At 50.7% G+C, this 21,734-nt stretch carries 18 protein-coding genes and 1 tRNA gene; 13 read left to right on the top strand and 6 right to left on the bottom strand.

Features of this window, described 5'->3' with window-relative positions; genetic code table 11:
• Positions 1 to 26: 26 nt before the first annotated feature.
• The 7 genes from J0M34_06905 to J0M34_06875 all read left to right on the top strand — a co-directional run bounded on the left by J0M34_06905 (position 27) and on the right by J0M34_06875 (position 7,776).
• Positions 27 to 569, top strand: a complete 543-nt coding sequence (locus J0M34_06905) for a cupin domain-containing protein (GenBank protein ID MBN8543975.1) — start codon at positions 27 to 29, stop codon at positions 567 to 569.
• A gap of 518 nt (positions 570 to 1,087) precedes the next feature.
• Positions 1,088 to 2,902, top strand: coding sequence for a ribonucleoside-diphosphate reductase subunit alpha (locus tag J0M34_06900; GenBank protein ID MBN8543974.1), 1,815 nt, complete (start codon positions 1,088 to 1,090; stop codon positions 2,900 to 2,902).
• 35 nt (positions 2,903 to 2,937) lie between these two features.
• Positions 2,938 to 3,345, top strand: coding sequence for a hypothetical protein (locus J0M34_06895; GenBank protein MBN8543973.1), 408 nt, complete (start codon positions 2,938 to 2,940; stop codon positions 3,343 to 3,345).
• A 57-nt stretch (positions 3,346 to 3,402) separates the two neighbouring features.
• The gene (locus J0M34_06890) at positions 3,403 to 4,389 is read left to right on the top strand and encodes a ribonucleotide-diphosphate reductase subunit beta (protein MBN8543972.1); all 987 of its coding nucleotides are present in this window, start codon (positions 3,403 to 3,405) and stop codon (positions 4,387 to 4,389) included.
• Positions 4,390 to 4,598: 209 nt separating this feature from the next.
• Positions 4,599 to 5,138, top strand: coding sequence for a 50S ribosomal protein L11 methyltransferase (locus J0M34_06885; protein MBN8543971.1), 540 nt, complete (start codon positions 4,599 to 4,601; stop codon positions 5,136 to 5,138).
• 114 nt (positions 5,139 to 5,252) lie between these two features.
• Positions 5,253 to 5,825 (top strand): hypothetical protein, encoded by a 573-nt coding sequence (locus J0M34_06880; protein MBN8543970.1) that lies wholly within the window; start codon positions 5,253 to 5,255, stop codon positions 5,823 to 5,825.
• A 7-nt stretch (positions 5,826 to 5,832) separates the two neighbouring features.
• Entirely contained in the window at positions 5,833 to 7,776 is a 1,944-nt protein-coding gene (locus J0M34_06875; protein ID MBN8543969.1) for a hypothetical protein, read from the top strand.
• Between the two features lie 59 nt (positions 7,777 to 7,835).
• Here the strand turns inward: J0M34_06875 and J0M34_06870 are convergent, their stop codons facing one another.
• Complete coding sequence (locus J0M34_06870; GenBank protein MBN8543968.1) at positions 7,836 to 9,806, bottom strand: APC family permease; 1,971 nt, start codon at positions 9,804 to 9,806, stop codon at positions 7,836 to 7,838.
• Positions 9,807 to 9,972: 166 nt separating this feature from the next.
• On the opposite strand from J0M34_06870, the gene mnmD reads away from it, so the two are divergent.
• Both mnmD and J0M34_06860 read left to right on the top strand, forming a co-directional pair.
• Positions 9,973 to 11,607 carry a tRNA (5-methylaminomethyl-2-thiouridine)(34)-methyltransferase MnmD gene (mnmD, locus tag J0M34_06865; GenBank protein MBN8543967.1) on the top strand — a complete coding sequence of 545 codons (1,635 nt, stop codon included), beginning with the start codon at positions 9,973 to 9,975 and terminating at the stop codon, positions 11,605 to 11,607.
• Positions 11,608 to 11,632: 25 nt separating this feature from the next.
• Positions 11,633 to 11,707, top strand: a tRNA-Thr gene (locus J0M34_06860).
• A gap of 139 nt (positions 11,708 to 11,846) precedes the next feature.
• On the opposite strand, the gene J0M34_06855 is transcribed toward J0M34_06860, so the two are convergent.
• Both J0M34_06855 and ubiA read right to left on the bottom strand, forming a co-directional pair.
• Positions 11,847 to 13,106: a GGDEF domain-containing protein gene (locus tag J0M34_06855; protein MBN8543966.1), complete on the bottom strand. Its 1,260-nt coding sequence runs from the start codon at positions 13,104 to 13,106 to the stop codon at positions 11,847 to 11,849.
• Positions 13,103 to 13,945, bottom strand: a complete 843-nt coding sequence (gene ubiA, locus J0M34_06850; GenBank protein MBN8543965.1) for a 4-hydroxybenzoate octaprenyltransferase — start codon at positions 13,943 to 13,945, stop codon at positions 13,103 to 13,105. Before ubiA ends, J0M34_06855 begins: the two co-directional genes overlap by 4 nt.
• Before the next feature lie 44 nt (positions 13,946 to 13,989).
• On the opposite strand from ubiA, the gene J0M34_06845 reads away from it, so the two are divergent.
• Both J0M34_06845 and gshA read left to right on the top strand, forming a co-directional pair.
• Positions 13,990 to 14,739 (top strand): 16S rRNA (uracil(1498)-N(3))-methyltransferase, encoded by a 750-nt coding sequence (locus J0M34_06845; GenBank protein MBN8543964.1) that lies wholly within the window; start codon positions 13,990 to 13,992, stop codon positions 14,737 to 14,739.
• On the top strand, positions 14,708 to 15,979 hold the full coding sequence (gene gshA / locus J0M34_06840) for a glutamate--cysteine ligase (GenBank protein ID MBN8543963.1): 1,272 nt from the start codon (positions 14,708 to 14,710) through the stop codon (positions 15,977 to 15,979). The genes J0M34_06845 and gshA overlap by 32 nt, the downstream gene beginning before the upstream one ends.
• Here gshA and J0M34_06835 read toward each other — a convergent pair whose 3' ends face one another.
• Both J0M34_06835 and J0M34_06830 read right to left on the bottom strand, forming a co-directional pair.
• A complete protein-coding gene (locus J0M34_06835; GenBank protein ID MBN8543962.1) occupies positions 15,980 to 16,156 on the bottom strand; it encodes a DUF465 domain-containing protein in 177 nt (58 codons plus the stop codon).
• Positions 16,157 to 16,392: 236 nt separating this feature from the next.
• Entirely contained in the window at positions 16,393 to 17,925 is a 1,533-nt protein-coding gene (locus tag J0M34_06830; protein MBN8543961.1) for a YifB family Mg chelatase-like AAA ATPase, read from the bottom strand.
• Between the two features lie 147 nt (positions 17,926 to 18,072).
• On the opposite strand from J0M34_06830, the gene J0M34_06825 reads away from it, so the two are divergent.
• Together J0M34_06825 and J0M34_06820 are read left to right on the top strand one after the other, a co-directional pair.
• Entirely contained in the window at positions 18,073 to 19,896 is a 1,824-nt protein-coding gene (locus J0M34_06825; protein MBN8543960.1) for a hypothetical protein, read from the top strand.
• A gap of 204 nt (positions 19,897 to 20,100) precedes the next feature.
• Positions 20,101 to 20,763: a J domain-containing protein gene (locus tag J0M34_06820; GenBank protein MBN8543959.1), complete on the top strand. Its 663-nt coding sequence runs from the start codon at positions 20,101 to 20,103 to the stop codon at positions 20,761 to 20,763.
• Here J0M34_06820 and rpoH read toward each other — a convergent pair.
• The gene (gene rpoH, locus J0M34_06815) at positions 20,760 to 21,668 is read right to left on the bottom strand and encodes an RNA polymerase sigma factor RpoH (GenBank protein ID MBN8543958.1); all 909 of its coding nucleotides are present in this window, start codon (positions 21,666 to 21,668) and stop codon (positions 20,760 to 20,762) included. The two genes, J0M34_06820 and rpoH, sit on opposite strands and share 4 nt — an antisense overlap.
• Between the last annotated feature and the right edge of the window lie 66 nt (positions 21,669 to 21,734).

Here is a 21,734-nt window from a genome sequence, read left to right as displayed (position 1 = left end):
ATATTTGGCAATTTGCCCAAAAATCTGTGCAAAATAGACAAAAACAGTGGGAATATGAGTGCCTAGATGCCTCAGATGCCGATTTTCAACCCATTTCATTCGATAAAGCGGTGATCGAGAAAGCCACTTCGCTGCGTGCGGTAAGCGCCTCCTGCGGTTGGCGGGATTTAGGAACATTGGCCGCATGGCTCGATTACACCCAGCAACCGCTCGAAAAACAATTACGCACGACCTCACGCGTCGACAGGCCGTGGGGATATTATGAGGTGTTGGATGTAAGTGCCGATAAAACCACTAAGCGCTTGCACGTTTTTGCGGGATGTCGTCTGTCGCGCCAACGTCATATTCATCGCAGCGAACATTGGAAGATTGAATCAGGCGAAGCCTATATCGAAAACGGTGAAGCACGCGCGACGTTGCATGCAGGACAAGAAATGACCATTGCGCGTGGAGCTTGGCATCGCCTCGTTAATCCCACGGACGCACCATTGATTATCCATGAAACGCAAATCGGTGTGGCCGATGAGAATGATATCGAGCGCTGCGAAGATGATTACGGCAGAATTTAGGTTTTGCGTGCGAAACCCCGTCGCCTGCGGCTAGCAATTTTTATCGTTACATGTATGATGTAGTTGGTGCACCTAAGCGCAGAATGTGGACAGCTTTGTGCATCCCGTGTGGATACAAGGATAGCATGCTCTAACGCACTCAAAAATAGTGCAAAAAAATAAATGTGAATCCACAGCATATCCCGATTGCGTCGCTGCCTAGAATCGCTAGCTTGTATGGCTCACTACCGCCTGAGTCATGGCAAAAATACCCCAGCGACTGTGGCGATTGAGACACAATATATAGTGTTGCTAAAAAACACAGATTTTGTGAAAAACTGGATACGACAAAAAACTAGGCTACTGATTTTGTGGAGTAAAATAACTTGCAACTGGAAAAATAGGGAAGTGTGAATAAAAATCCCCTAGACGACCAAACCACAATATGTAGTATTCGTCTTCTGCGAGAGTACTAACCCGCACAGACGGCCTACGACGAGACAATTAGGATACTGACAGGGTGTGCTAAAAACAAAAAAATGGAGAGTGAGATGACGATTAACGCTGCCGACATTACCACCGATAAAACCCGCGATGTATACCTCACCGATTTCGGCAAAGCGACGCTCGATGATCGTTACTTACTACCAGATGAAACCTATCAAGATTTGTTCGCGCGCGTTGCCGCAAGTTACGGCGATGACGCAGACCACGCAGGTCGTATTTACGATTACATTTCCAAAATGTGGTTCATGCCCGCAACCCCCATCCTCTCCAATGGCGGCACCAAGCGCGGCTTGCCCATTAGCTGCTTCTTGAATGAAACCGAAGATTCGCTGAACGGTATTGTTGATTTGTGGAACGAGAACGTCTGGCTTGCTTCACGTGGTGGCGGAATTGGTTCTTACTGGGGCAACTTGCGTTCGTTGGGCGAGAAAGTTGGTCGTAACGGCAAAACTTCAGGTGTTGTACCATTCATTCGCGTACAAGATTCGCTGACCTTGGCGATTTCGCAAGGCTCATTGCGTCGTGGTTCAAGCGCGGTATATCTCGACATTTCGCACCCAGAAATCGAAGAATTTATTGATATTCGCAGACCAACGGGCGGCGACCCAAACCGTAAAGCGTTGAACCTTCACCACGGCGTCAGCGTGACGGACGCATTCATGACCGCCGTAGAAAAAGACGAGAAGTGGGACCTGCTCTCGCCGAAAGACAAGCATGTTGTGGAGACCGTAAAAGCACGTGATTTGTGGGCAAAACTGCTGACAACGCGCATCGAAACGGGTGAGCCTTACATCCTCTTTATTGATACGGTGAATAAATCAATTCCAGAGCATCATAAGCAGCTCGGCCTCACCGTGAAGATGTCCAACCTCTGCTCGGAGATCACGTTGCCAACAGGATTTGACCATCTAGGTCAAAGCCGCACGGCAGTGTGCTGCCTCTCCTCGCTCAATGTTGAATATTTTGATCAGTGGAAAGATCACCCACAATTCATCACGGACGTGATGCGTTTCCTCGACAACGTCTTACAAGACTTCATCGATAGCGCCCCTGATTCCATGGCGCGTGCAAAATATTCTGCGATGCGTGAGCGTTCCGTTGGTTTGGGTATCATGGGCTTCCACTCATACCTTCAAAGCAAAATGATTCCGTTTGAATCGGTGATGGCGAAAGTGTGGAACAAAAAAATGTTCGAACATATTCGCAAGCAAGCAGATGCGGCGTCGCTACTTCTTGGTGAAGAGCGCGGCCCTTGCTTGGATGCCGCAGAAGTTGGTTCCAAAGAGCGTTTCAGCAATAAAATGGCGATTGCACCGACCGCGTCGATTTCCATTATTTGCGGCAATGCCTCACCAGGTATCGAGCCGTATGCAGCAAATGCATTCACGCAAAAAACCTTGTCGGGCAGCTTTGTGGTACGCAATAAATACCTCAAGCAGTTGCTTGCCGAGAAAGGCCAAGACACCCCAGAAGTATGGTCACTTATCACGACCAATGAAGGTTCTGTTCAGTTCTTGGATTTCCTTTCAGAAGAAGAAAAGCTCGTTTTCAAAACCGCGTATGAAATGGATCAACGCTGGGTGGTTGAACACGCAGCAGATCGTTCACCATTTGTGTGCCAAGCACAGTCAGTGAACGTATTCTTGCCCGCAAATATTCACAAACGGGACTTGCATAGCCTGCACTTTATGGCATGGAAGAAGGGTGTGAAGTCGCTGTATTACTGCCGTTCAGCAAGCTTGCAGCGTTCGGACAAGGTATCAAACAAAACGCCAGAGATTCAACTGGAGATGAGTTTGAAAACCAAACAGACCTCGACATATGAAGAATGTCTGGCCTGCCAATAACGATTACCCATATTTATACATTTTAGGAGACCTACATGGCACAAGCGAATACCAAAACATTCATCATCATCGGTGCGATCATTGCGATCATCGTGGCGATCGTTACCCAGATGGGCGGCAAAGTTGACCAAGCGGCGGTAGATACAGCCGCTGGTAAAGCAGAAGAAGCAACTAGTGCAGCAGGCGCTGCCGTAGAAGCGGCAACCACAAGCGATGCGGATGCGGCAGCAGCAACCCAAGCAGTGGATGCGGGCGCTCAAGCGGTAGATGCAGCAGCTTCGGCTGCGGCTCCAGCTCCAGCAGCTCCGGCTCCTGTTCCGCCAACACCAACGGATGCGGCAGCAGCAGCAGGTGCGGCGGCAGCAGGTGCGGCAGTTCCAGCTGCGGCGCCAGCCCCAGCAGCTCCAACACCAGCAGCAGCGCCAGCTCCAGCAGGTAACTAACACACCCAATCTCTCGCCCACTTAGGTGGGCGAGAAAACTATCTAAAGGAAAATCATATGTCTTCACTGCTTGATGCGAAACCAATCTACAAACCTTTTGCCTATCCATGGGCGTATGAGGCGTGGTTGATGCAACAACGTATTCATTGGTTGCCTGAAGAAGTACCACTCGCCGATGATGTGAGGGACTGGAAAAAGAATCTCCTGCCGCCCGAGAAGGCATTGCTCACGCAAATTTTCCGCTTCTTCACCCAAGCAGATATCGAGGTGAATAATTGCTACATGAAGCATTATTCCCAAGTGTTCAAACCTACTGAAGTGCAGATGATGCTCAGCGCATTCTCGAACATGGAGACGATTCACATCGCCGCTTACTCGCACTTACTTGATACGATCGGCATGCCTGAAACCGAATACCAAGCCTTCATGAAGTACAAAGAAATGAAGGATAAGTACGATTACATGCAGCAGTTCGGCATGGACAGCAAGATTGACATCGCTACCACCATGGCGGTGTTTGGCGCTTTCACTGAAGGCCTGCAATTATTTGCATCCTTCGCGATTCTGCTCAACTTCCCGCGCTTTGGTAAAATGAAGGGCATGGGGCAGATTGTAACGTGGTCAGCACGCGACGAGACCCTACACACCAACTCTATTGTGCGCCTGTTCAAAACTTTCTGTGATGAGAATCCAGAAGTCTGGAACGACGAGCTGCGCTCACGTCTTTATGTAGCGTGCAACACGATCGTAACGCACGAAGACGCCTTCATCGATCTCGCCTTCGGTGTAGGTGAAGTACAGGGCCTGACCCCAAATGAAGTGAAAAGCTATATTCGCTTCATCGCCGACAGGCGTTTGGCGCAGCTTGGTCTGCAGCCTATGTATCAGATCGAGAAGAACCCACTCCCATGGCTTGACGATATGCTAAACGGCGTTGAGCATGCGAACTTCTTCGAGAACCGCGTGACAGAATACGCAAAGGCAGCGACCCAAGGTACATGGGACGATGCCTTCGTGATTCACGAGGCTACCGAGGCAGCCTAGTGCTTAGTGGCGGGCTTTGGTTCGTCTTCTGGCCCTGACTTCAAGATTGGCAATTGACGCGGAAGCGTCGCAAATAATACGCCTTGAGTGTGTGTTGGTTGCTTGACGGGCTGTGTCTGTGTGTTCATGAAGTCCTCCATGACTCTTATACGCGTGACATCTATAGTATCCTGCGCGGGCGTTAACGAAACGTTACTATCCACAGGGAAATGATGCAGAAGCACGAAATCACACTCTATGCAGGCGCCGATGCGTTTGGTGATGGCTCTCACCCCACTACGCAGCTCATGCTCGCTGCGCTCGATGCGATCGATACACAAACATTCCTGCCAAACGCAGTCTGCGATATGGGGTGTGGGGCAGGGCTGCTTGCCATGCGCGCTGCGCAACGCTTTGGCTGCAAAGTGGTTGCAGTAGATATTGAGCGCACCGCCATCGAAGCTACTCGCGAGAATGCCACGAGAAATGGACTGGTCGTCGACACAGCGCACTCGGACGGATTTACACATCCCATCATCATGGCTCATGCGCCCTACGACCTTATCCTTATGAATATTTTGGAAGAACCGCTTATTCGTCTATCAGTTGACGTAGTCAACAATCTCGCGGCGGATGGGGTGCTGATTATGAGCGGTATGTTGCTATGGCAGTCAGAGAATATTATCAATGTTTATCAGGAGCTTGGGCTTTCTTTGGCCCATCGCTTACAGCGTGGTGACTGGGTGGCGTTAGCTTGGCAAAAAGCCTGAGATTATCGCAGCGAAGCAGCACGATTGACCCCATAGTTTCATCAAACCTTCACATAACTTTTTGACCAATCCGCTACACTGACAGCAAGGTAAAACAGGCCAGAGGGCTTTAACATGTCTAGCGTAACGGAAAATGGCATTCTCGACAAAAAGGACTTTGAATCATTCAAAGAGCGCACGGTTGCATCAAAATTCCGACACCAGTTGTTTTTGGGGATAGGCGGCGCGACGGTATTTGGCCTGGTTGGCGCATTCGGCAAAGCACTGCTTGATATTGCACTCCTGGGCAGTGCAGGTGCAGGCCTTGCATGGGCAGGTCTTGCTGCCACTGCGGTGGTTGGTCTTGGCTGTATTTATTTGGGCAGTAAATTTCTTTCAGAATCCATTTTAATGGATCAAGATTTTCAAGCTAAGAAAATTGCGCTTGCAACAGATGTATCTCGCGCGCAAGCTTTAGTACCAGATTCGCCGACACGACCTGTACATACAACGCCACCAGGAATGGCAATCCAGCGTCAACAAGAACTAGGCGATCCTGAAGATTCACAAGGCCATGACAAAATCTGGGCTGAAAGCGTACAGCGCCGCGACGCTACTGCCGTTGCACCCAAAGCCAAGACCGAAAGTTGGGAGCAGGTATTAGAAGCTGCAGAAAATTCACCCACTATTAGTCAACGCATTCACTAGGAACTAAATGGCAACGGAAATTACATTTGCCCATTCAGAACCTGCCCCACAAAGGCCACAATCTGTGCCGACTGCTTCTTATGTAGCAACACAGCGCGCCGCCACTCGCGTCACCCCACCTGATGCACGTCAGTTTGATGTACAAAAAATGGCGCAGCACCACCACATTCATGTAGAGCATGGCTCGTTATTTGTTGACCCCTATTTGGTGATTCACCCGCGCGAACTTGACCCCGCAAATGAAGAAGCGCTGAAGCGTAAATTACGCCTGACCTATAGCATTAACGACCCATCATTTTTCGAATCCGCGAAGCGCTTACCTGTTGCACTTAACATGGGTCAGCTAATCCCCGTATCACTGGCTGCCAAGCGCAGCAAATTGCAAAACGCCATCAAGCAATTTAACGACGAAGCTTCAGGCAATGGCCTAGACCAGCAGCTTGCTCGTGATGCACATGATCGCAATCATCCGATGGCGGCTATTGTCCGCGACACGTTGCAAGAACCGCATGTTGATCCTGTGGGTCTGGAGATGCTCAAGAACTCGCTGGCAATGTATATGCTGTGCCGTGAGCAACTCACGCGCCGAGGCTATTACGGTAAACTGACCGACTATATCAAGCGCACTAACTCGCCCGAACAGGTCCTGTCTGACTTGCAAGAGGAGTTGGGTGTAACCCCAAGCCAAATTCAAGACGCGGCATTAAATGGCGGCATTGATGGCGTAGGTAGATTAATGGGGCTCGATGCCAATTACATTGCCGAAGTGAAGCGTTTGAGTGATGTGAGTGCACAAAGTGACTTCTCATATAATTTGGTTGAACATTGGCATATTGGCCGCCAAGTACTCAGCGCGGATGCGTCGTTCGAGCAGAAACTAAGCTCAGGCCTAGAGGCGCGCATTAATGCAAAAATCAAAGAATACCGCTCACAAGTGCGCCACCACTATGATGTGCCAGAACCGATTCGCAAGGAAGAGAACCGTATCGCACAAGCATTGAAACTGGTGCACCCTACGCAAGCGGCATTGATGTTCGAGCTTGGCTATGAGCTGTGCTACTCACCAGAAATGACCGCAGATAAAATCGCTTTTCACCCAGGCATTTATGGTCTGCACCGCAAATCAGCAAATGACTTGCGCGATATCCAAGGCACCTATCGTATTTATTTCTCAGGCAAGGGCGATCTCAAAGGCTCGATGCGCACGCTGGTGCATGAAGTCACCCATAATTTATGGCCCGACTATCTAACCGAAAAAGAAGTGCGGGCGATTGATACGTTAGCCGCAGCAGATCGCGATCGCTTCCGCAATCTTTCACGCCTGATGGATGAGAAGTTTGATAGCTTTGCCAAATATGTGCATGCGTATCATGCGGGCAACCCGCAAGAAAAGCAGGCGGTGCTCACCAGTATGAACGAGCATTTCGCGCTTTATAATGTGCGCTTTGACCGCATTCTGCCTACGCTCAAGGACCCATATGAATTAATGTTCATGACCAAACATGCGGCCGATCGTCTGCATGTAGAAGGCGAAATGTATAATAAGTCAGGCTATGACACGCCGCAGGAACGCTTCCGCGAAGTGCTCTCGCGCTTCTCTGAATTGAAGCTCGTTGAGTTGCGCGACAATCAGCCTCTACTGGAATTTATCGCCCCTGGTTTGAACAAAGTATTTAATGATTACTACATTCCGCATCTCGAGCGTGTGCGTAGTGATATTTATAGCCGCGCGTCACGTAATGAGTCGCCCGTGACAAGAACTGCGGCATATCACGCTAGCGAGTCGCAACCCGCTCAAGAGCAAACAAGCATGCCACGCGCAGCAGATGCTGCCTGCGAAGCGCACGATAAGAATGCGACACCAGAAACGTCAATCTCCACTGAAACGGCGATCAAGATGGGTCCCGCGCTTCAGGCGCTGGAGTCAATGGGCGCCTACAAAGCGCACTAACACTTTCTGTTATTCAAGATTTGGCTAACGCTTTAGCTTCGTGAATCCCACAGGAATCACTACAGTTTCATTGGCATAATAATCAGATTCTGCGAACGGCTATGTAACTTCTTCTGCAACATGTAGGCCGTTTGGTTATGCAGCATTTGGTGCATGAAGGTTTCGTTCTCGAAAATCAACTTCGTTGCAAAAAATACAGCGCGCGGGAAGTCTTGTTGAATGCGTTCCGTGAGTTTGGATGCGGTATCAATCACGTCCGTACCGTAATCATGATAATAGGTGCTTGCAAGGCCACGATTGGTACAGAAATCGACATAATTCTTGAGCGTTAATTTCGTGTCGCGGCGCAATTTATGCCACATCGTCTGGTCGGTGAATTCTTCCGTATCAATCTCACCTACGCTAGCAAATACGAAGTTTTTGAACACATTCGGGAACAGGCGCTGCACCCACAAGAACGTGTGCATACCGCTTGCTGCGGAACCGCCCACCAAGAACACAGCCGTAGGCTCACGCGGGTCCATTTTGGGTTTTTCGGTAATGGTTTTGCTCGCGCCGCCAAACATGGCTGCGCCCAACTCTTCTTCGATATCACTCAGCTTTTTATGAACCTCGTCGTAGTGGCGGCGAATCCAAAGCCCAAGCGCGATTACAAGGCCCGTAACCAACACGGTTTTCCATCCACCATAGGAGAATTTCTCAACCAGCGTTGTAACAAGAATGGTCGCGCATACTAAAAACGCCAACCCAGCAATTGCCAATCTATGAAGCGATTTCCAGTTTTTGCGATCACGCCAACGATAGCGCGTAAGACCCGCAGTAGATAAGCTGAAGGTCAGGAAAACGTTAATGGAGTATAAAATAACCAGCACGTGCACTTCACCGCCCGTTAATAATAGCGCACCAATTGCAAGTCCGCCCATCAGTACCACGCCATTACGCGTGACAAGGCGGTTGGAGAGCGAGCTGAACATATGTGGCATCCAACGGTCCACCGCCATCGCCGCCAATACCGAAGGACCTGCAATAAAGCCTGTGTTACCCGCCACGAACAAAAGCCCCATCGCAAATAGCAGCGAGATGGTGACAAATTCTTTCGAGATATTAGTGCCAAATAATTCCCAGTCAGCCGTGACCGCTTTGAACGCAGTAGCGTTCAGCGTCTGGCCATCGACTTTTTGTACATCCCACAAAAGATACATCAGGATGATACCTGCCGCCATGAATGCCAGCGAAGCCGCCACTGCCCACATGGTCATTTTGCCCGTTCTTACGCGAGGTTCGGCAAGGCTTTGTACGGAATTTGAAACAGCTTCAAGACCTGTGTAGGTACCACCACCCAGCGAGAATGCTTTAAAAAATAATGCCAACACCGCAAGCCAGCCCACACTTTCTGTCATAGCGGAAGTTTCGTGCACAGCGTTGGGCATCACATCATCTAAGCCATAAGAGTGCGAAATAATCGCCGCTACAATAAGGACCACATGGGTGACGACAAAGCCCATGAAAATTGGCAGCAACATGCGTATGGATTCCTTCATACCACGCAAATTCATGTACGTGAGCAACATGACAATGGCGCAGCCCATCGGCAATTTATAGGTTTGGTACTCGGGAGGGAATAAGCTGAACAGCGCATCAATTCCTGCGGCGACCGAAATAGCAATCGTCAGCACGTAATCAATGAGTAGCGCGCCACCTGCCGTGAGGCCTGCCTTGGGACCCAGCAGACTAGAAGCAACACGATAACCACCACCGCCATTGGGGAATAGTTCGATTACTTGCGTATAAGCTGCCGCAATCAGGAAGACGGTAAAAGCGGTAGCAATCGCCAAGAAGATCGCCATGTGTGTGTGCGCGCCAAGCGCAAGGAACGCTTCTTCAGGACCGTAGTTGGCGGAAGACAAACCATCGGCACCAATACCAACCCACGCGAAGAAAGTAATGAGTGCTAAGTGCTTGCGTGTATCGGCCTTAAAGGGGTCGAGCGGCTTGCCGAAGAAAAATTGTTTAACTGCTTTTACGTTCATGGCCTGTGGCCTTCATTTCTTGCGCTAATAGCGTAATGACGCGCTGCAATAATCCTGTTCCATTGTAAATGCAAGCTTTCCGCATGAGTCTCTAGTGTTTTCTAGATAATTCAATGGGCTAGTAGAAAAATAAATCGCGTTGTGCTAGGTAAGCCACATGCATTTTATGCCTAAACAACCCAATCTGCCTCTTCCCGACATCGTCTGGGACGGCGCTACGCTCACCAGCCGAGCCTATGATGACGTCTATGCATCACGCGAGGGCGGCGTTGCAGAAACGGAATATGTATTCTTGGGCGGCAATGGATTTCCTGAACGTTGGAAAACACAAAACCATTTCACGATCGCTGAATTAGGCTTTGGCGCAGGCTTAAATTTTTTCACAACATGGCGACAATTCATCACCCACGCCGCACCAGAAGCGCACTTACATTTCATTAGCACGGAACGCTATCCGCTTAACGCGCAGGAAATGATGCGCGCTATTGCGCCGTACCGCGAACTGGAATGGATGGCACATCAATTCGCCGCGCGTTTACCGCAACGCCTTGCGGGTATTCATCACCTGCAATTCGAACGCGTGACTCTTACCTTGTGTTATGGCGACGCTGCCGAAACTTTACCGCAACTCAATCATCGCGTGGATGCATGGTTTTTGGATGGATTCTCGCCAGCAAAAAACCCCACTATGTGGGGCGAAGAGGTGTTGAAACACGTCGCACGATTAGGCGGAACATTTGCTACATTCACGGCGGCTGGTGAAGTGAAACGCCGCATGGAAGCATTCGGATATCGCGTCGAGAAACGCCCAGGATTTGGTAAAAAGCGCGATATGTTAATAGGTAGCCACCCGTTGCCTATGCCGCATCACAGGCGTGATAATGTGACTATTATCGGCGGTGGTATTGCGGGCTGTAGCACCGCCTATGCATTGGCGCGTCGCGGACATCGTGTGACCCTCTATGAAGAAGGCATCATCGCATCGGGCGCGTCGGGAAATCCAGCCGCATTACTCTATCCGCGCATCACCAAACATTGGTCACCAGAGATGAGTTTTTATCTGAGTGCTTATAGCTATATGCTTTCGCACATACCATACTGGAACAGCGCCCATGAAGTAGCGCCACTCATTAAAACCATCAAAGACGAACAGGAGCGCGAGCGCTTCACTGATATCAGCGCACGCACCAATATCGACCCGTCGATTCTGTATCTTGATAGGGCGCGTGACGCGTTGATATTCCCCAGCGCCATGTGGATCGACCCGCGCGAGCTATGTTATAAATTGCTGCAGCACCCTCACATCACGGTGCATGAGAATGCGGCTGTCGACGAACTTCCAGCCTCGCTCACAGTCTTGTGCAATGGCTATAGCGCGCAGCGTTTTGCACCCGAATGTGCTATGAAGCAGAATGCGGGACAAATTTCCCTCGTGCCCAACTGCCACCTGCAGCATAAACCCAACACACCACACTCACATAAAGGCTATATTATCCCGCATGATGCTGGGGTTTTGATTGGCGCTACCTACGACCGTGAAGACTTAAGTGGCGCGGTAACGCAGGCCAACCACCAAAAGAACCGCGAGGAAGCGCAGACCGCGCTCGCCGATTTATTTACCGATGATGATATGAGTGATTGGCAGGGCAGAACCAGCCTGCGTGCGACAACGCCTAGCCGTATGCCCTATATTCAGAAGGTACGCGAGGGGCTTTATATCAACGCAGGCCACGGCTCACGCGGGATGCTTTCTGCGCCCTATGGAGCCGAATTACTGGCAAATGAGATTTGCAATTCGTGAAAAAGACGCTAATCATGCCGCCAGTGCCGGCATAGCTCAGCGGTAGAGCAGCGCTTTTGTAAAGCGAAGGTCGGGAGTTCAATCCTCTCTGCCGGCACCATGCTATCGATTCGCAGATTAGCGCAACCGCGCCTGCGATTAGATAGGATGATTGTGTTGAGGGTTGAACGACGTTCACCACGAGGCCAACGGGCCGAGAGTAGGCAAGCGTAGCGCGCCCATCCTCTCTGCCGGCACCATTAACTTTCTTTCAACCAGCCTCTGAAATTCATCGGCTTTCCGAAATAATATCCCTGCAGATAATCGACCCCAAGCTCCATCAGCAGTTTGGCGACTTCACCATTCTCCACGAATTCCGCAACGGCCTTCAGACCGAATCCATGGGTGAAATCGAGCAGGGTTTTTACGAAAAAGCGCGAGTCAGCATTGTCGGTAAGGTCGCGCACAAATACGCCGTCGATTTTGATCATGTCGATTTCAAGCGACTTAAGTTGCGAGAAAGAAGTGTAGCCTGCGCCAAAATCATCGAGCGCTACCATCACGCCCATGGCTTGTAACTCTGCGCAGAACATCGCGCTTAATTTGAGGTCGCGGTGAATGGCCGTTTCGGTCAACTCGACAATCAGGCGCGGTGCGATAGCAGGCGTTTCATCAATCAACGTACGTAAATGTTTGTACCATACCGAATCATGCGTCGTCAGATTTGACACGTTAAGTGCCAACACCACGTTGGGGTCATGGCGTAGCTCTTTCACCACCATTTCCAAGGTCAAGCGATCAATGTCTGCAATCAACCCCATACGCTCAGCTACAGGAATCAGCGCCCCCGCCGAGCTGATTTTTCCATCATCGCTATGCAAGCGCAGCAATGCTTCGTAATGGCTTACGGCGCCTGTTTTGCTGGCGATAACTGGCTGGTAGGCCAGTCGAATCCGCTTGTGCTGAATGGCCTGCCCCAAGAAATTTGCCAGACCCATTTGCTCGCGGCTTTGTGCGGCATGTGTATCGCTACAATGGCCCGTTCCTTGATGAGCAAGCGCCACTAATGTGCGGCCCAATATCTCCTCTGTGCTTGCGTCGTTAAATGGCAACACATGATGCGCCACTGAAGCAACGCAATGCACGTCGCCATAGCGTAGCTGTGAGGAAGCCTCGCGCACATCGCTGCGCAATTGCGCAGCAAGCGCTTCTAAATCCGCAGAGGTCGTTTTAGGAATAAGAATGCCAAACTGGTCGCGCTGGGTGCGTGTTACAACGCTAGCAGCACCTGCTTGCATATCGATCAACTCGCGAATGTCTTCCATGACATTTTCAGCAACGCTCACCCCATAACCACTTACAATCATGGCCAAGTTATCAATCGATACAATGAGCAAGCCAGCCAAATGACCACCGCTTGCTGCTTGTTTAGCGAACATATCAAGAGTGGCGATGAAATCTTGCGGATAGCCGCAAGCACCTAAAGTAAGAGGAGAGTTTTCTGACGAATCAAAGGTCATAGTGTCACGCTAGAGTGCCACTCGTCAGCCAGAATAGCAATCAACAAAACAAGCCCTAACCATTCATTGCTGCGGAAGATGTCGCCCGCGTTGCTGCCGCGTCTGAGTCTGCGGATTTGCAGGCAGGCATGTGCCGCAACCAGCAATAACCCGAACTCATAATAGATTCCTAATTTAGCAATAATGCCCGCAGAAACTAGCAGCAGCCACATGGCAAGATAGCAGCCAAGCGCGAAAATCGGCACATACTTACCCAAACGCAGTGCGGTTGATTTCACGCCGATAAGTGCATCGTCCTGAGTGTCTTGAAGCGCATAAATCGTGTCATAGCCAAGGGTCCAAAAAAGCGCGGCGGCGTAAAACAGCCAAGCACTTAGCGTGATGTCGCCCGTAGTGGCGATGGAGGCGAACAAAATACCCGTGTTAAACGTCACGCCCAAAAATAATTGCGGCCAATAGGTGATGCGTTTCATCCATGGATACGCGGCAATCAGCGCCAACACGCAGAATGCAAGTGGCAAGGCGAGTGGTGGCAGGCTCAATATAATTGCGAGGCCAACAAGCAACAGAACCGCAAGCAACATTATCGCCTGTTTGAGTGTCAACGTGCCAGCCGCGAGAGGACGTGACTGCGTGCGCGCTACATGCTTATCGAAATCGCGGTCGGCAATGTCATTGAGGATGCAGCCTGCCGCACGCATCGCTGCTGCACCTAATAAGAATATAAGAAAAACGGTAGGTTCAGCGCCATGTACCGCAAGCGCCCATGCTGCGGGTAGGTAGCACAACCAAATGCCAATCGGTTTATGAAGTCGCATCAATTCGAGGATGGGTCGCATACGCTACTTCTAGCATCTTAAAATAATTCTGCTAGTGCTTGGCTATGACTATACACCGCATTGCTAGCATCACGCCGCTACAAAAGGGCATCATCCTCGCCTTGGATGAATCACAAGCTCATTATGTAACAAGTGTTTTGCGTTTAAAAACCAATGATACGCTCAGACTATTCCACGCCGACTCAGGGGAATATGAAGGGGTGATTCATGCCGTCTATAAAAAAGGCTGTGAATTGCGCATCGGCGAGCAAACGCGCTCACCCAAACGTAGCCCTGATTTTTGGTGTTGTTTTGCCCCAGTGAAAGGTGGACGCACCGAAACGATTATCGAAAAAGCCACCGAGCTAGGCGCGCGTGTGATTCAGCCCGTGCTTACCAAGCGCTGCGTCGTCGATAAAGTGAATCTGGAGCGTTTCGAAATCATCGCACGCGAAGCCGCCGAGCAATGTGAGCGCCTTGATATACCAGAGATTCGCCCGCTCATCCCATTCGAAAAATTACTTGCTTCATGGCCGAACGAGCGCCTCTTGTTTTATGGTGACGAGTCAGGAAACAGTGAATCCATCACAAAGACTTTGGAAAACAGAACCCCCCAAATTGCGAGTCTGGCTGGACCTGAGGGCGGGTTCACGCCCGAGGAATTTGCTCAGCTAAGCCATGTCGCATTTGCACGCGGCGTTTCACTTGGTCCACGCATCTTGCGTTCGGACACGGCAAACATTACCTTGTGTGCACTCATCATGCAGCAATTCGGAGATTGGAATGAACGTCCCCGCTTCCAGCCAAACGCCTAGCATCACGATTGTGCCAACGATTGAAGCGCTGCTTCGAACGCGCGGGGAAGATATTCGTGCGTGGTTCGCCAAAGTGCGCACACGGGTCAATGCGCCCTTTTATAGCTCGGTCGATGTGCGTCACGCGGGCTACAAACTTGCGCCCGTAGACACAAATATTTTTCCAGCAGGATTCAACCATCTTTCGCAAGCAGCCCGCGCGCGCGCCAAAGAGCGCATACAGGCACGGATTAGCGCACAAGAGATTAAGAATATCCTCATCATTCCCGAGAATCACACCCGTAATCAGGGCTACATCGATAACCTCTATGCACTTTCAACTCTTGTTGCAGAAGCGGGCGCTGAAGTGCGTATCGGTAGTTTAATCGCTGAGAAGAACGCGCCGATCGCGTTGAGCACGTCATCTGGCGCACCTGTGAATGAGTTGCCACTGCTGCGCGATAAAAACACACTCAGCACCGAAGATGGTTTTGTGCCAGAGCTGATTTTGCTCAATAACGACCTGACCTCAGGCCTGCCTGAAGTGCTGCGCGGCCTAACGCAACGTATTCAGCCACGCCCATCGCTTGGTTGGTATCGTCGCCGCAAGTCCATCCACTTCGATGCCTATGATAAACTCGCACAAGAATTCGCCCAAGCCTTCGATCTCGACCCATGGCTCATCACCACGGAAACGCATAAATGCGGCCTCGTCAATTTCGGTGATCGCAAGGGGCTTGATTGCGTAGCGGTTGCGGTGGAAAAAGTGCTGCACAAAATTCGCGTGCATTACCGCCATTACGGCATCACCAGCGAGCCCTACGTATTCGTGAAGTCGGACGCAGGAACCTACGGCATGGGTATCATGACTGCCAAATCAGGTGACGAAGTGGTGGAGATGAACAAGAAAGTGCGTAACAAAATGAACACGATTAAAGAGGGCACCCAAAGCACCGAGGTGATCATCCAAGAGGGCGTGCCAACGATTGACACCGTCGAGGGCTTCGCTGCCGAACCGATGATGTATCTGGTCGACGGCTATGCGGTCGGTGGTGCGTATCGTGTGAATCGTGAGCGTGATGCGGAAGGAAATCTCAATGCTTCTGGCATGTATTTCGCGGGTATGTGCGACGAAGGTGAAGTAGCCGATGCCGCGCACGTAAACGTCGCCAAATGCAGCTTCGGTGCATTCGGGCTGATTGCATCGCTTGCCTCACTCGCCGTACCCTCGGAAGAATACGGCGAGCAATATAGCATCTAATTATGCGTTGATAGGTTGCCTTCCCCGCTTATTGCGCTTGCGATGGGCCTGCAGTTTGTTGAGTTTATCCTTAATCATCAGGCGCTGCTTTTTGAGCATCATCACGCGCATCCAGTCAGGATATTTCTTGCGTGTTTCTTCCTCAATCTCAATTTGCACAACGGCAGATTTGTTCATGAGTGCTTTGAAAAGCTTAAACAGTTTGAAATTCATAGATCCTCCTTTGGTTGAGGAGGTAACGGTGCGTACTTGTCGATAGCACCGGAAACCTCCAGTGCGATCCGACATCACGCTTCACCATGAAGCGTCAGAGGGGCCCGGCTCGCAAAAGGAAATATGGGAAATAAAAACGCGTACGCAAGGGGTACGCCATGTAATTTTTTAATGAATCTAAGCTATTGAATAATATTATTCTAAGCTGCCTCGATCCAGCGCCCTTGCGGTTGCTGACGATAGGAAAGCGCCTCTGCTAAATGCGTATGACCAACGGATGGGCTACCTGCTAAATCGGCAATCGTTCGTGCTACGCGCATCACACGCGTCAAACCGCGCATGGAAAGTTGTAAACGCTTAGTCGCATCCTCGAGCAGCTTTTGTGCGGCCGCATCAAACTGCACCATGGATTGCAACGCATCGCCGCCCACTTCGGAATTGGTGCGCGCAATAATCCCCATCGTTGCAAAGCGCTTTTGCTGCATCGCGCGCGCCTCTGCGACGCGTGCTGCAACGTTTGTAGAAGGCTCTGCATTGGACGGCGTGAGCATCGAGAGTGTTTCCACCGCAGGCACTTCGACATGCATATCAATGCGGTCAAGCAGTGGGCCTGAAAGCTTGGACTGATAATCCACCGCGCATTTAGGCGCTTTGCTACAGGCACGTGAAACATCATCCAGATAGCCGCAACGACACGGGTTCATCGCCGCAATCAGTTGGAAGCGAGCAGGGTAAGTGATGTGCGCTTCAGCGCGCGCGATACTTACCGTACCAGTCTCTAATGGCTGGCGCAGCGATTCAAGTACACCGCGTGGATACTCAGGAAGCTCGTCCAAAAATAATACGCCTTGATGCGAAAGCGAAATTTCACCTGGCAATGCGCGCCTACCACCACCGACCATGGCTGCCATCGAGCTGGAATGGTGTGGCGCACGGAATGGCCGTGTATTTGAAAAGGTACCGCGCACGAGATTGCCCGCAACCGAGGCGACCAAATTAACTTCAAGCATTTCATTCGCATCCATTGGCGGCAGAATATTCGGCAAGCATGACGCCAGCATAGATTTTCCAGCACCTGGTGGCCCGATCATCAGCAGGTTGTGCGCGCCTGCAGCAGCAATTTCGAGTGCGCGTTTAGCGATATCCTGTCCGCGCACTTCTGATAAATCGGGTCCACGATGTGCCGTCCCAACCATACTTGGCGATGGCGGGCTCAACACTTGCTGCCCCTTAACATGATTAATAAGCGCTAGCAGTGAAGCGGGCGCAAGCACATCGATATGCTCACCGCCAAATGCTGCTTCTGCGCCATTATGCTCAGGGCAAATAATCCCTTTTTGTTGTGCTGCCGCCGCCAGTGCCGCAGGCAAGACACCAGCAACTGGTAATAACTGACCATCAAGCGCCAGCTCACCCATGGCGATGTATTCGCCCATCGCATCTTCGGGCAGCATGTTCAGTGCAGTAAGTAGCCCCAGCGCAATCGGCACATCGAAATGCGAACCTTCTTTGAGAATATCGGCAGGTGCGAGATTGATAAGAATCTTTTTAGCTGGAATTGCAATCCCCATGGATTGAATGGCGGCGCGCACGCGTTCGCGCGACTCGGCAACCGTCTTGTCGGGCAGCCCCACAATGGTGAACGCGGGAAGCCCCGCACCAATATGTACCTGCACCTCAACGGGCACCGCCTCAATGCCCTCAAACGCAACGCTGTGAATGCGAACGACCATGGGTAGGACGCTAGATTAATTTAACCCTATGGTAAAGCTGATGATTTTGGCATTAACCAAATCTTAACCTCTGGCGGATAAAACGCTTAAGTAACCGTTCTCTAAGACTTTCTTAGCGTATCCTTAACCCAAATCACGGCATACTCCATGCGAAATACCGTACCACAACTGACCGTTATTGATAAAGAAGAGCCAGTAGTGGATGCGGAGAATATTGCGCACAAAAGGAAGTTCATGGCGAAGCCGAACGCACAGTTTTTTACCCCCGTTGCTGCTGGGCCAGATGCGCGTGCTAAATCGCCGCGTGCGAAAACGCTTATCGCGTTCTCCGCACTCATCATGTTGTTGTTCTGCGTATTCGTGGCTTATCAAGCCAGCAAGGCATATGAGAATTCGGTGAATGAGGGCAAAAAGAATGCCGCACGCCTTACCAAGATTCTTTCCGACCAAGTTGAACTAACCTTCCTAGCGGTGGACCTCACACTGCGTCGTGCCGTTGAGCGCCAGTATTTCAACATGCTCTTTGGCGGCAACTTGCCACATGACATTGAAAATAATTTCCGCAATTGGGTAGAAGAAACGCCGCAAATCGCCGCGATGATGTTGGTGAATGAGCATGGCGCAGTTGAAATCGCTGCCAATAAAGACGGCTATGATAGCTGGTTCAACTATTATGAATCACTTAAAGAAAGCCCATCTTTCAGCAGCCTGCAAGACGATCTCGAGCGCAACTACTACATCGGCCAACAACACACACAAAGTAAAGAGCACCCCACACTCGTAGTGATGAGTCGCAGGCTTAATAAGCTTGATGGTTCCTTTGGTGGTGTCATCATTGCGGCAATTGATCCTAAATATTTCTCTGACTTCTTTACGTCTGTCGATTTTGGTACAGAGCGTTTCATGTCGTTGATGCTTGAAGACGGCACCCTGCTATTCACTGGCCCAGATCACGACCCAGAGCGCGACGTCATTCTAGATTTTATCGGCGATCATGCCAATGAACATGCTAAGCCGCATGCTGTCATTACCGATACGCAAAGTTTCAATGATACGATTAAAATCTACTCCTATTCACAACTTAAGAATCTCCCCATCATCACCGCCATCGTGATTGATGAGGCCGACTTCCTCTCCACGTGGCGTGATGCGCGTGTGAAGGATATTTCATTCCTCGCTATCTTCACCATTTTCGGTTCGGTGCTGTCATTCTTCGCACTCACCATGGCGAAACAGATTATGCGCGTGGAAGAATCCGAGGGTGCGGCGATTCTTGCCTCGCAAGCTAAATCCGAATTCCTTGCCAACATGTCGCACGAGTTACGCACGCCGCTTAACGCCGTCATCGGCTTTTCGGAAATGCTCAATGCGGGCTATTTTGGCCCACTCAACGACAAACAAAAAGAACGTATCCAAGATATCAACCTATGCGGCACGCACCTGCTGCAGTTGATTTCGGATATTCTCGAGTTCTCAAAAGGTGAAGCGGGCAAACTTGAACTTAACGAGGAAGAAGTCGATATCTCGCGCAGTATCGAGGAATGTACGCGCATCATGAACGAGAAGGCAAAAGGCAAACAGATTGCGCTGATAAGCAATATCGCACCAGGCTTACCGCTACTCAAAGCCGATAAGCGCAAGGTGCGCCAAATTCTGCTCAACCTGCTTTCCAACGCGATTAAGTTCACGCCGCAAGCGGGTTCCATCACGATTGATACGGGCCTCGAAGGCAATCAGCTTGCCATCACTGTTACTGATACAGGTATTGGTATTGCTGAAGAAGACATCCCCACCGCGCTTGCTGTATTTGGCCAGGTGCATCGTAGTCAAAGCCACGAAGGTACGGGACTGGGTCTACCGCTTTGTAAAATGTTCGCCGAACTCCATGGTGGTAAATTACAACTTACCTCCGCAGTGGGCGAGGGTACGACGGTGAAAGTCACCTTCCCCGCCAGCCGAGTGCTGCGCTAATATCACCCCCCGATGCTTGCTATCCACCATTCAACCCATAATATGCCTTTCTACTTGCCAACCTACTAAATATAGGTGTTATTAGCGGTACACACACTACGAATAGTAGGTATAAGTATCGTGACGACCCTACATCAACGTGCTCATAAACAAGAAGAAATATACCTTCGCGCGCGTCTTACGCACGCCCTCAAACATATTGAAATGCACGCACGTGCTACCTTGTCGCTAGAGCTGGAGCTGACCAGTTTCATCGAAACCTATTATGCGGCGGTGGGCGAGTATGTCGAAAAACTCGTCGCACTCGAATCACAACTCGAAGCAGCGCATGACTCCAAAGAAGAAGAATTCGCTGCCATCACCAGCGCGATGCATGACGCCGCCAAACAAGCGCAACTAGATCGCGCCAATGAACTCAAGAAACGTTACCGCACCCTCGCCAAACATATTCACCCCGATGTGCAAAGCACCGAAGATTATGTCGAGGCCGCCGTGAAAATGCAGGAGGTGAACGAGGCATATGACGCACGTGATCTTGCCAAACTCGTGCGTCTGCAAGCGGAATGGACGCTTGAGAATATTCTGAGCATGCCTGAGGATATTCGCCTGCCAGAATTACGTGCCCAACTGATTGCCGTTGAGAAGGCGAGCGGGCAGTACCAACAGGAACGCTTGGGATTGATGCATTCACCTGTTTATGAATTGATGCTGCGCGCAACCAGCGCACGCATGGCAGGCAGAGATTGGATTGCAGCAGTCGTGCATAAAATCAAAACGCAAATTGCGCTCAAAGAACGCACCTTAGTGACGGCAAAACTCGAAGCAATCAGCGATTGGCGCCATCAGCACCGTGCGGCAGTTGCCTAAGCAGCCTTCGGTGAAGGCAGAAGCGGTTTTTTCGCGGCTTCCAACACATACTGCGTCATTTTCTCGATGGCACGCGCCTCAATCTGGCGGACACGTTCACGCGAAATCCCGTAACGCTGCGAAAGATCCTCAAGCGTTACTGGCTCGTCCTTTAATTGGCGCTCCAGCACGATTTCACGCTCACGTTCATTGAGTGCTGCCATTGCATTCATCATCAGCGCACGCTTTTGCATGAACTCCTCATGGTCACCAAGTATTTCCTCATGTGACGCGCTGGGATCAGCGAGCATGTCACCATATTCAGCACCTTCACCGTCAGCGTTGATGGGTGCGTTGAGATGTTGGTCATGCGCCCCCATGCGCTGATCCATATCAATCACGTCTTGCTCCTGCACATTGAGCTCTTGCGCGATAATACGAATTTCCTGAGGGGTCAGTGATTTGGAATCATCGACCTCTTTGAGGCGCTTCTTCATTTTCTTGAGATTAAAGAACAAGCGCTTCTGTGCTGCACTCGTACCCATTTTCACCAAGCTCCACGAACGCAGGACAAACTCCTGAATCGAGGCGCGAATCCACCACATTGCGTAGGTAGAAAGCCTGAAACCTTTTTCGGGTTCGAACTTCTTCACCGCCTGCATAAGGCCAATATTGCCCTCGGCAATCAGCTCGCTCATCGGCAAACCATAGCCGCGATAACCACTGGCGATTTTCGCTACAAGGCGCAAATGGCTTGTAACAAGCGTATGGGCGGCTTCATAGTCGCCATCTTCCGTCCAGCGCTTCGCGAGTGCGTATTCCTCGTCTGCTTCTAATACAGGGAATTTCTGAATCTCTTGCAGATACTGACGAAGACCTGCATCCGTTGAGACTGTAGGCAGTGCTGCCATCTTATGATGTGCCATAATGACTTCCATTCCTGACATGTAGAGCGCAAATAATACCGCGCAAGGCGTTGCCAAACTTTTTAT

The sequence above is a fragment of the Alphaproteobacteria bacterium genome (assembly GCA_017302575.1).
In the GTDB taxonomy this organism is placed as follows: domain Bacteria; phylum Pseudomonadota; class Alphaproteobacteria; order Rickettsiales; family UBA3002; genus JAFLDD01.
This window is presented reverse-complemented; position numbering and strand designations above follow the sequence as displayed.

What these genes read in the sequence shown, in the direction of transcription:
- J0M34_06900 (MBN8543974.1), top strand. Translation starts at nt 1,088, where the DNA reads ATGGAGAGTGAGATGACGATTAACGCTGCCGACATTACCACCGATAAA.
- J0M34_06895 (MBN8543973.1), top strand. Translation starts at nt 2,938, where the DNA reads ATGGCACAAGCGAATACCAAAACATTCATCATCATCGGTGCGATCATT.
- J0M34_06890 (MBN8543972.1), top strand. Translation starts at nt 3,403, where the DNA reads ATGTCTTCACTGCTTGATGCGAAACCAATCTACAAACCTTTTGCCTAT.
- J0M34_06885 (MBN8543971.1), top strand. Translation starts at nt 4,599, where the DNA reads ATGATGCAGAAGCACGAAATCACACTCTATGCAGGCGCCGATGCGTTT.
- J0M34_06880 (MBN8543970.1), top strand. Translation starts at nt 5,253, where the DNA reads ATGTCTAGCGTAACGGAAAATGGCATTCTCGACAAAAAGGACTTTGAA.
- J0M34_06875 (MBN8543969.1), top strand. Translation starts at nt 5,833, where the DNA reads ATGGCAACGGAAATTACATTTGCCCATTCAGAACCTGCCCCACAAAGG.
- J0M34_06870 (MBN8543968.1), bottom strand. Translation starts at nt 9,806, where the DNA reads ATGAACGTAAAAGCAGTTAAACAATTTTTCTTCGGCAAGCCGCTCGAC.
- mnmD (MBN8543967.1), top strand. Translation starts at nt 9,973, where the DNA reads ATGCCTAAACAACCCAATCTGCCTCTTCCCGACATCGTCTGGGACGGC.
- J0M34_06855 (MBN8543966.1), bottom strand. Translation starts at nt 13,106, where the DNA reads ATGACCTTTGATTCGTCAGAAAACTCTCCTCTTACTTTAGGTGCTTGC.
- ubiA (MBN8543965.1), bottom strand. Translation starts at nt 13,945, where the DNA reads ATGCGACCCATCCTCGAATTGATGCGACTTCATAAACCGATTGGCATT.
- J0M34_06845 (MBN8543964.1), top strand. Translation starts at nt 13,990, where the DNA reads ATGACTATACACCGCATTGCTAGCATCACGCCGCTACAAAAGGGCATC.
- gshA (MBN8543963.1), top strand. Translation starts at nt 14,708, where the DNA reads ATGAACGTCCCCGCTTCCAGCCAAACGCCTAGCATCACGATTGTGCCA.
- J0M34_06835 (MBN8543962.1), bottom strand. Translation starts at nt 16,156, where the DNA reads ATGAACAAATCTGCCGTTGTGCAAATTGAGATTGAGGAAGAAACACGC.
- J0M34_06830 (MBN8543961.1), bottom strand. Translation starts at nt 17,925, where the DNA reads ATGGTCGTTCGCATTCACAGCGTTGCGTTTGAGGGCATTGAGGCGGTG.
- J0M34_06825 (MBN8543960.1), top strand. Translation starts at nt 18,073, where the DNA reads ATGCGAAATACCGTACCACAACTGACCGTTATTGATAAAGAAGAGCCA.
- J0M34_06820 (MBN8543959.1), top strand. Translation starts at nt 20,101, where the DNA reads ATGCACGCACGTGCTACCTTGTCGCTAGAGCTGGAGCTGACCAGTTTC.
- rpoH (MBN8543958.1), bottom strand. Translation starts at nt 21,668, where the DNA reads ATGGCACATCATAAGATGGCAGCACTGCCTACAGTCTCAACGGATGCA.